Consider the following 6,724-nt stretch of genomic DNA (forward strand, 5'->3'; position numbering starts at 1 on the left):
GAGAATCCAGCATGCGCGTGCTGTTCGCAGGCCTGCCAGAACGGTCCCACCTCTACTGCGCGGCGCCACTGGCCTGGGCGTTGATCGCCGCGGGGCACGAGGTGCGGGTGGCCGCGCCGCCGTCGTTCGTACCGACGGTGCACCAGGTCGGGCTGACCGCTGCCCCGCTGAGCGCGGAGGGCATCATCCACGAACTCATGGCCGAGGCCCCGCCGGAAACCCAGGACGAGCCCACCACCAACTGGAGCCGCTGCGAGCCGGGCGAGGTGAGCTGGCCGGAACTGCTGGAGCGGTACGAGGTGGGTGTGCCGTATGGGTTCGCCCTCTACAACGATCACATGGTCGACGATCTGGTGGACCTGGTCCGCGACTGGCGGCCCGATCTTGTCGTGCGGGACCCGATCGCGTTCGCGGGCGGGCTCGCCGCCCACATCGCGAACGTGCCGCAGGTCCGCCTGCTGTGGTGCGCCGACGTGTGGGGCCGCAGCCGCCGCACCTTCCGCAGGCTGCGCACCGAGGATCCCGTGACCCGGGACGCGGACCCGCTCGCCGCGTGGCTCGGCGCGGCGGCCGCCCGGTTCGGCGCCGAATACGACGAGGTGATCTCCGACGGGCACGCCACGATCGACCTGCTGCCCGCGCCGCTGCGCCTGCCCTCGGATCTGGTCGAGCTCCCGATGCGGTTCATCGCGCACAACGGCCCGGCGAGCACACCCGACTGGCTGCGCGCCCCTGCCGAGCGGCCGCGGGTCTGCCTGACCCTCGGCACCACCAACGCCGAGAGCTACGGCGCCGACTACCTCTCGGTGCCCACGCTGCTGCGGGCGTGCGCGGACGCCGATTTCGAGGTGGTGGCCACGCTGCTGCCCGCCCAGCAGGAGGCGGTGCGCGCGGCCGGTCCGGTGCCCGGGAACGCGCGCCTCGTCGATCCGGTCGCGCTGCATCTGCTGCTGCCGAGCTGTTCGGCGATCGTGCACCACGGTGGGTTCGGTTCCTTCGCCACCGCGCTCGCCGCCGGGGTGCCACAGCTCATGGTGTCCACCTCGCTGGCCGACAACGAGGTCCGGGGGCAGGCCTACGAACGCAGCGGGGCGGGCCGGTTCTTCCACCACACCGAGGCGCGGCCGGACACCGTGCGGGACGCGCTGGACAAGCTGCTCGCGCCCGGTTCCGGGGCCGCGCAGGCCGCGGGCGCGCTCGCCGCGGAGGTGGCCGCCATGCCCACCCCGGCCGATGTGGTGCACGAGCTGGAAGAGCTCGTCACGTCCTACTGATTCTTGTATGACCATGCAAATATTCGGAGATGCATGCTAAAATCAGCACATGCACGCGGACAACGGCGCGGCCATGCGGGAGCGGACGTTCACCGAGGTCGCCCGCCGGGATCAGATCGTGCGGGCGGCGATCAGCACGCTCGCCGAACTCGGCTACGCCGAGACCTCGCTGGGCAAGATCGCCCGGACCGCCGGCCTGAGCAGTGTCGGCATGATCTCGTACTACTTCGACAGCAAGGCCGATCTGATGGCCGAGGTCCGCACGACCGTCCTGGCGGGTGCCGAGGCCGAGGTGGGGCCGAGGGTGCGCGGGGCGCCCGGAAAGCTCGCCGCCCTGCGGGCCTACATCGAGGCCTCGCTGGAATACATCGCCGGGCACACCGCCGAGATGGCCGCGCTGTTCGAGATCTCCTCCGGCAGGCGGACGCGGGTGGAGTCCACCGAGGAGGACATCGAGGCGGTCAGCGTGCGGATCGTCGCCGAACTGGTCGCCGGTGCCCAGGAGGAACTCGGTATCCCGGACCCGCTCGACCCGCGAGTGGTCGCGCGCGCGGTGCGTGGTGCCATTCGTACGGCGACCGCGGCCCGGGTGCAGGAGGAGGGGTCCGCGCATCCCGTCGACCTCTCCCGTGAAGGCCCCCGCATCGCCGATCTGTTCGAGCGATCACTGCGTTTCGTTCCCGACCCAGGAGGTTCGCGATGACCTTCCCGAGCTACCGCTGCGATCCCTCCGATCCGGAGGCCTTCGCCCGCTGGAGCCCATGGCAGGGGCGGCTGCGCGGGCTGCTCACGGTGCACGCCATCCTGGCGATCATCCTGCTGCTCAGCGCCTTCTTCGCGGCCACCCCGTCGGAGACCTGGACCTGGATGCGGGTCGGCCCGCTCGCCGCGCTGTCGCTGCTCTATCTCGTGCTCGCCTTCCAGGTGAACCCGCGCAGGCCGGGCACCGGGATCGCGCTGCAGGGGCTGAACCGCTGCGTGTTCATCGGCCTGGCCGCCCTGCTGGTCATGGTCATCTATCCGGGCGGGTACCCGCTGTGGATGCGCGGTGTGCAAGCGGTGCAGGTGCTGCTCCTGCTCGGCGCGGTCTACGTCATCCGCCGCCCGGAGGTCGATGCCGTGTTCCCGGCCTGGCGCCAGCAGCCACGCAGGCGCCGCGGCGTCTACTGATCCGGTCGCCCCGCGGCCGAATTCCGGTGTTCCACTAGAAACCACCGCCGAAGCTTCGAGCTCCCGCATCGTCCGTGTTGTTCTGCGATGAACGACTCGGTCGACATTTCAGGGAGCGTCATGACTTCATCCGGCACGGCCAGTCCGCTCGGCGTCGGTGCCAGCATCGCCACCGATCCCGATGCCCTGCTGGCACTCGGCACACCACCACCGGTGGAGACCGACGGGGGCGCGACGCTTCTGGAATGGTTGCGGGCCCGGCGCGCCGCGGGGCCGATCTGGCAGGACGAGCGCGGCCACTACCACCTGTTCCGGCACGCCGATCTGCTCGATGTGGTCGCCGACCCCGTGACCTACTCCTCGGACACGGTGACCCGGCCAAGTGGCGGTGCCGAATCCCCGCCGCCGGGCACCCTGCTGCTGATGGATCCGCCCGCGCACCGCACCATGCGGCGGCTGGTCACCAAGGCGTTCAGCGCGCGGCGGGTGAACGATCTCGGCCCCCGGATCACCGAACTGGCCACCGAACTGCTGGACGGTATCTCCGCGCGCACCCCGGAAGCGGACGGTGCCGTCGAGGTCGATCTGGTCGATGCCTTCGCCAATCCGCTCCCGGTCACCGTCATCGCCGAACTGCTCGGTGTCCCGTTCACCGATCTCGACCGGTTCCAGAAATGGGCGGACTGCCTCCTGACCGACCGGATGGACGACGAAAAGGGCGCGGAACGGCTCAACACCACCATCCTGGAGATGCGGGACTACCTGCAGGGGAGGGTGGACATCCGGCGGGCCGAGCCGGCGGAGGACCTGATCGGCACCGTGGTCAGCGCCGAGGTCGACGGCCGCACCCTCACCGATCAGGAAGCCATCAACTTCGCCGCGCTGCTGCTGCTCGCCGGGCACGTCACCACGGCCGTGCTGCTCGGGAACACCTTGCTGTGCCTGGACACCGCGCCCGGTGAATGGGCGGCGCTGCGCGCGGACCCGTCCCGGATTCCCGCGGTGCTCGAGGAAACCATGCGCCTGCGGCCGCCGTTCCTGGCGATCGAGCGGGTGACCACCGCCCCGGTCGAGCTCTGCGGGGAGCAGCTGCCGGAGAACGCGGTGATCCACTTGTGGCTGCTGTCCGCGAACCGGGACGAGCGGGTGTTCGCGGACCCGGATGTGTTCCGCCCCAACCGTTCCGAGACACCGCAGATCGCCTTCGGGCACGGCATCCACCACTGCCTCGGCGCCTCACTGGCGCGGATGGAGGGCAAGATCGCGATGGAGCTGATGCTGGAACGGTTCGCCGAGGTCGAGGTCCGCAGGGACGTCGAACTGTGGTGGCACCAGGACAACGTGCTCGGCGCCCGGCATCTGCCGTTGCGGATGCTGCCGGACAGCCGGGACTGAGCCGGCGAGGTTCACCGAACCGGGCCGGCCGGGAACCGACCGGCCCATGAGCTGCTGGGGTTTGATGATGACGTCTGTCAAAACGGAAGTACCGGCCGAGATCGCGCCGGTGCGGGCGCCGCGAGCCGTCGCGGTGGCGTGGCTGCCGGTGCTGGTGGTGGCGGCCGGTCTGGTCGCGCTGCTGATCGCCTTCGCGAACCAGTACGGGTACCTGCCCGATGAACTGTATTTCCGGCTGCTCGGCAAACACGGCCCCGCCTGGGGATACGTGGACCAGCCGCCGCTGCTGCCGATGCTCGTCCGCACCGCGATGGCGGTGTTCGGGGACAGCGTGTGGGCGATCCGGGTACCCGCGATGCTGTGCGCGGCCGCGCTGACCGTGCTCGGCGCGATGATCGCCGCCGAACTGGGCGGATCCCGGCGCGGGCAGACGCTGACCGCTTTCGCGGTGGCCAGCTCGGCTCTGAGCCTGAACATCGGCCACTACATCGTCACCAACAGCCTGGACACCGTGGCGTGGGCGGCCGTTCTGGTCTGCGTGCTCCGGGCGCTGCTGCGGGAGCAGGGCAAGTGGTGGTGCTGGGCCGGGCTCGTGCTCGGTCTCGCCCTGTACGCGAAGTACATCGTGCTGCTGCTGATCGCGGCGCTGCTGGTCGGTCTGCTACTGGCGGGACCGCGCAAGGTGTTCGCGGACCGGTGGCTGTACCTGGGCGCCGGACTGGCCCTGGTGCTCGCCGCGCCGAACCTGATTTATCAGGCGACGCACGATTTTCCGCAGTTGCACATGGCGCAGGCGCTCGGTGCCACCGACGGTGCGGTCTACCGCGCCATGTTCTTCACCAACCTGGTGCTGCTCCTCGGGCCGATCCTGTTCGTGCTCTGCCTGATCGGACTGGTCCGGCTGTTCCGGGTGCCGGAGTGGAAACCCTTGCGGGCACTGGGAATCGGCTACGTGCTGGCCACCGCGGCCACCTATCTCGTGGACGGTGGCCGGCCCGACTACACCGCGGGCCTGCTCGTCATGCTGCTCGCCGCGGGGTGCGTGGCCGCCGATCGCTGGGCCGGGCGTGGGCGTCTGCGCCTCGCGCTGCTGGTGATCCTTCTGGTGCTGGGCTTCCCGCTGCAGGTGATGCTCTCGCTGCCGGTCATCCCGCTCAGCGATTTCCACAAGTTCCAGCGCTCCGGCCGGTCGCTGCAGGATGTCGGCTGGCAGCAGCTGGCCGCACAGACCGAGGCGGCCTATCGGGCGCTGCCCGAGGCGGACCGCTCCGGCGCGGTGCTGCTGACCCAGAACTTCGCCGAGGCCGGTGCCCTCGACCGGTACGGTCACGGCCTTCCTCCGGTCTACAGTGGACACAACGAACTGTACGAGTGGGGCCCGCCGCCGGAATCGGCCCGCGTGGTGATCGCGATCGGCGAGGACAAGGCCCGGCTCGCCGCCGGCTTCGGCTCCTGCCGGACGGTGGGCACCGTGGACAACGGGCTGGGCATCGACAATCCCGAGCAGGGCAGGCCGATCACCGTCTGCCGGGACCGCGAACGGCCCTGGGCGCAGTTGTGGCCCGGTTACCGGCATCTCAGCGCCTACCCGTGATCCGCTGCCGACTGCTCGCCCGGATCGCGGAAGGACGCGTACAGCGCCGAGCGGCCGTCGAACAGTCCGGCGAACCGGTAGTAGATGTTGGTGGCGAACAGCAGCACGACCGAGGTCACCGTGTACAGCGGCGTGCTGAGCGCCGGGACCGTGTCCACGGGGAGGGTGTAGGCCATCAGCACGCGCAGCACCGCGTCGCCGAGCAGCCCGATGCCCCACATCACGGTGGCGATCCGCCAGATCCGGCGGAAGCCCGGCAGCTGCGTCCACAGCTGATCCCAGTCGCCGGGCACCCCACGGCGGGTCAGCCGCCCCTCGAGGAACGGGCGGCTGTAGAGGAAGGCAAGCGGCCTGCGCCCGAAGCCGACCGAGATGAGGAACCACAGGCCGGTGAACCCGGTCAGCCAGCCCTCCCTGGCGAGCATGAAACGCGGGCTCCCGGCGATCAGTGACACGATCGCGCCGAGCACCATCACCGTGACCGCGTACACGGCCAGCCCGTCGATGTGGCGGGTGCGGATCAGCCGCACGATGGCGATCGCCGCCGGGATGGCGGCCGAGATCAGCAGGCTCGCGTAGATCCCCATCCCGGTGCTGCGCAGTACGTAGTACAGAACGACCGGCAGGATGAGGTCGGTCACCAGGTTGATCAGCGTCTGCCGTCCCGACTGCTGCGGGGGCGCGGCGGTGGTCCGTGTGGTGGTCATGCGGTGCTCCCGGTGGCGAGGATGGTCAACCGGACTGTGCTGCCTCGTTCAGCGGTTCTTGGCGTACCAGGCCCGCATCTGGGGGTGCATGGCGGCGGCGAAGATACCGATCTCGGAAAGGGCGAGCAGGCCGTGGGCGATCTGCAGCCAGCTCGGTCCGCTGTCGAACAGGGTCACGGCCAGCAGCAGCACGGCGGCGATGATGGCGACCCTGCGGCACCTGGCGTACACCTTGAGGCTGCCGCGGCCGAGTTGCCGCAGCGCCAGCGGCCAGCTCACCGCGAGCAGGACACCGAACGCGACCCGGCCCCACACCTGGGCGAGGATGCCGCCGTGCGGTGCCGAGGGGTCGGCCGCCTGTGCGCTGGCCACCAGGGCATCGGCCTGGAAGAGCGTGGTCACGAAGACGACGACCACGATCAGCATGGTCAGGCCGACGGGCACCATCAGGAGCTTCCAGGCCGGCGGCGGCGGGACTTTGGTCGGGGAGGGGGTTTTCGTCGTTGTCATGACCATCAAGTTAGGCGTTGCGCTGGGGTTTTCGCGTCGGTCGGCGGTCGGTGATGTTCTCGACCCGGGTCGAG

The 6,724-nt window shown here is 70.1% G+C and carries 7 protein-coding genes; 5 read left to right on the forward strand and 2 right to left on the reverse strand.

Annotated features, from left to right (window positions below):
- The first annotated feature begins 11 nt into the window (after positions 1-11).
- From AD72_RS23065 to AD72_RS23085, 5 genes are all read left to right on the forward strand, one after another.
- Positions 12-1,274: a nucleotide disphospho-sugar-binding domain-containing protein gene (locus AD72_RS23065; protein WP_031468654.1), complete on the forward strand. Its 1,263-nt coding sequence runs from the start codon at positions 12-14 to the stop codon at positions 1,272-1,274.
- Positions 1,275-1,323: 49 nt separating this feature from the next.
- Positions 1,324-1,977 carry a TetR/AcrR family transcriptional regulator gene (locus tag AD72_RS23070; RefSeq protein ID WP_051898915.1) on the forward strand — a complete coding sequence of 218 codons (654 nt, stop codon included), beginning with the start codon at positions 1,324-1,326 and terminating at the stop codon, positions 1,975-1,977.
- Positions 1,974-2,444 (forward strand): hypothetical protein, encoded by a 471-nt coding sequence (locus tag AD72_RS23075; protein ID WP_031468656.1) that lies wholly within the window; start codon positions 1,974-1,976, stop codon positions 2,442-2,444. The genes AD72_RS23070 and AD72_RS23075 overlap by 4 nt, the downstream gene beginning before the upstream one ends.
- 120 nt (positions 2,445-2,564) lie before the next feature.
- Positions 2,565-3,839 carry a cytochrome P450 gene (locus AD72_RS23080; protein ID WP_156365337.1) on the forward strand — a complete coding sequence of 425 codons (1,275 nt, stop codon included), beginning with the start codon at positions 2,565-2,567 and terminating at the stop codon, positions 3,837-3,839.
- 67 nt (positions 3,840-3,906) lie between these two features.
- On the forward strand, positions 3,907-5,433 hold the full coding sequence (locus AD72_RS23085; RefSeq protein WP_063890789.1) for an ArnT family glycosyltransferase: 1,527 nt from the start codon (positions 3,907-3,909) through the stop codon (positions 5,431-5,433).
- Here AD72_RS23085 and AD72_RS23090 read toward each other — a convergent pair.
- Both AD72_RS23090 and AD72_RS23095 read right to left on the reverse strand, forming a co-directional pair.
- Positions 5,424-6,140, reverse strand: coding sequence for a VC0807 family protein (locus AD72_RS23090; protein ID WP_051898917.1), 717 nt, complete (start codon positions 6,138-6,140; stop codon positions 5,424-5,426). The two genes, AD72_RS23085 and AD72_RS23090, sit on opposite strands and share 10 nt — an antisense overlap.
- A 48-nt stretch (positions 6,141-6,188) precedes the next feature.
- Positions 6,189-6,650 carry a hypothetical protein gene (locus tag AD72_RS23095; protein WP_156365339.1) on the reverse strand — a complete coding sequence of 154 codons (462 nt, stop codon included), beginning with the start codon at positions 6,648-6,650 and terminating at the stop codon, positions 6,189-6,191.
- Positions 6,651-6,724: the final 74 nt, after the last annotated feature.

Origin of the sequence: Sciscionella sediminilitoris, from assembly GCF_000737195.2 — a bacterium.
GTDB classification, from domain to species: domain Bacteria; phylum Actinomycetota; class Actinomycetes; order Mycobacteriales; family Pseudonocardiaceae; genus Sciscionella; species Sciscionella sediminilitoris.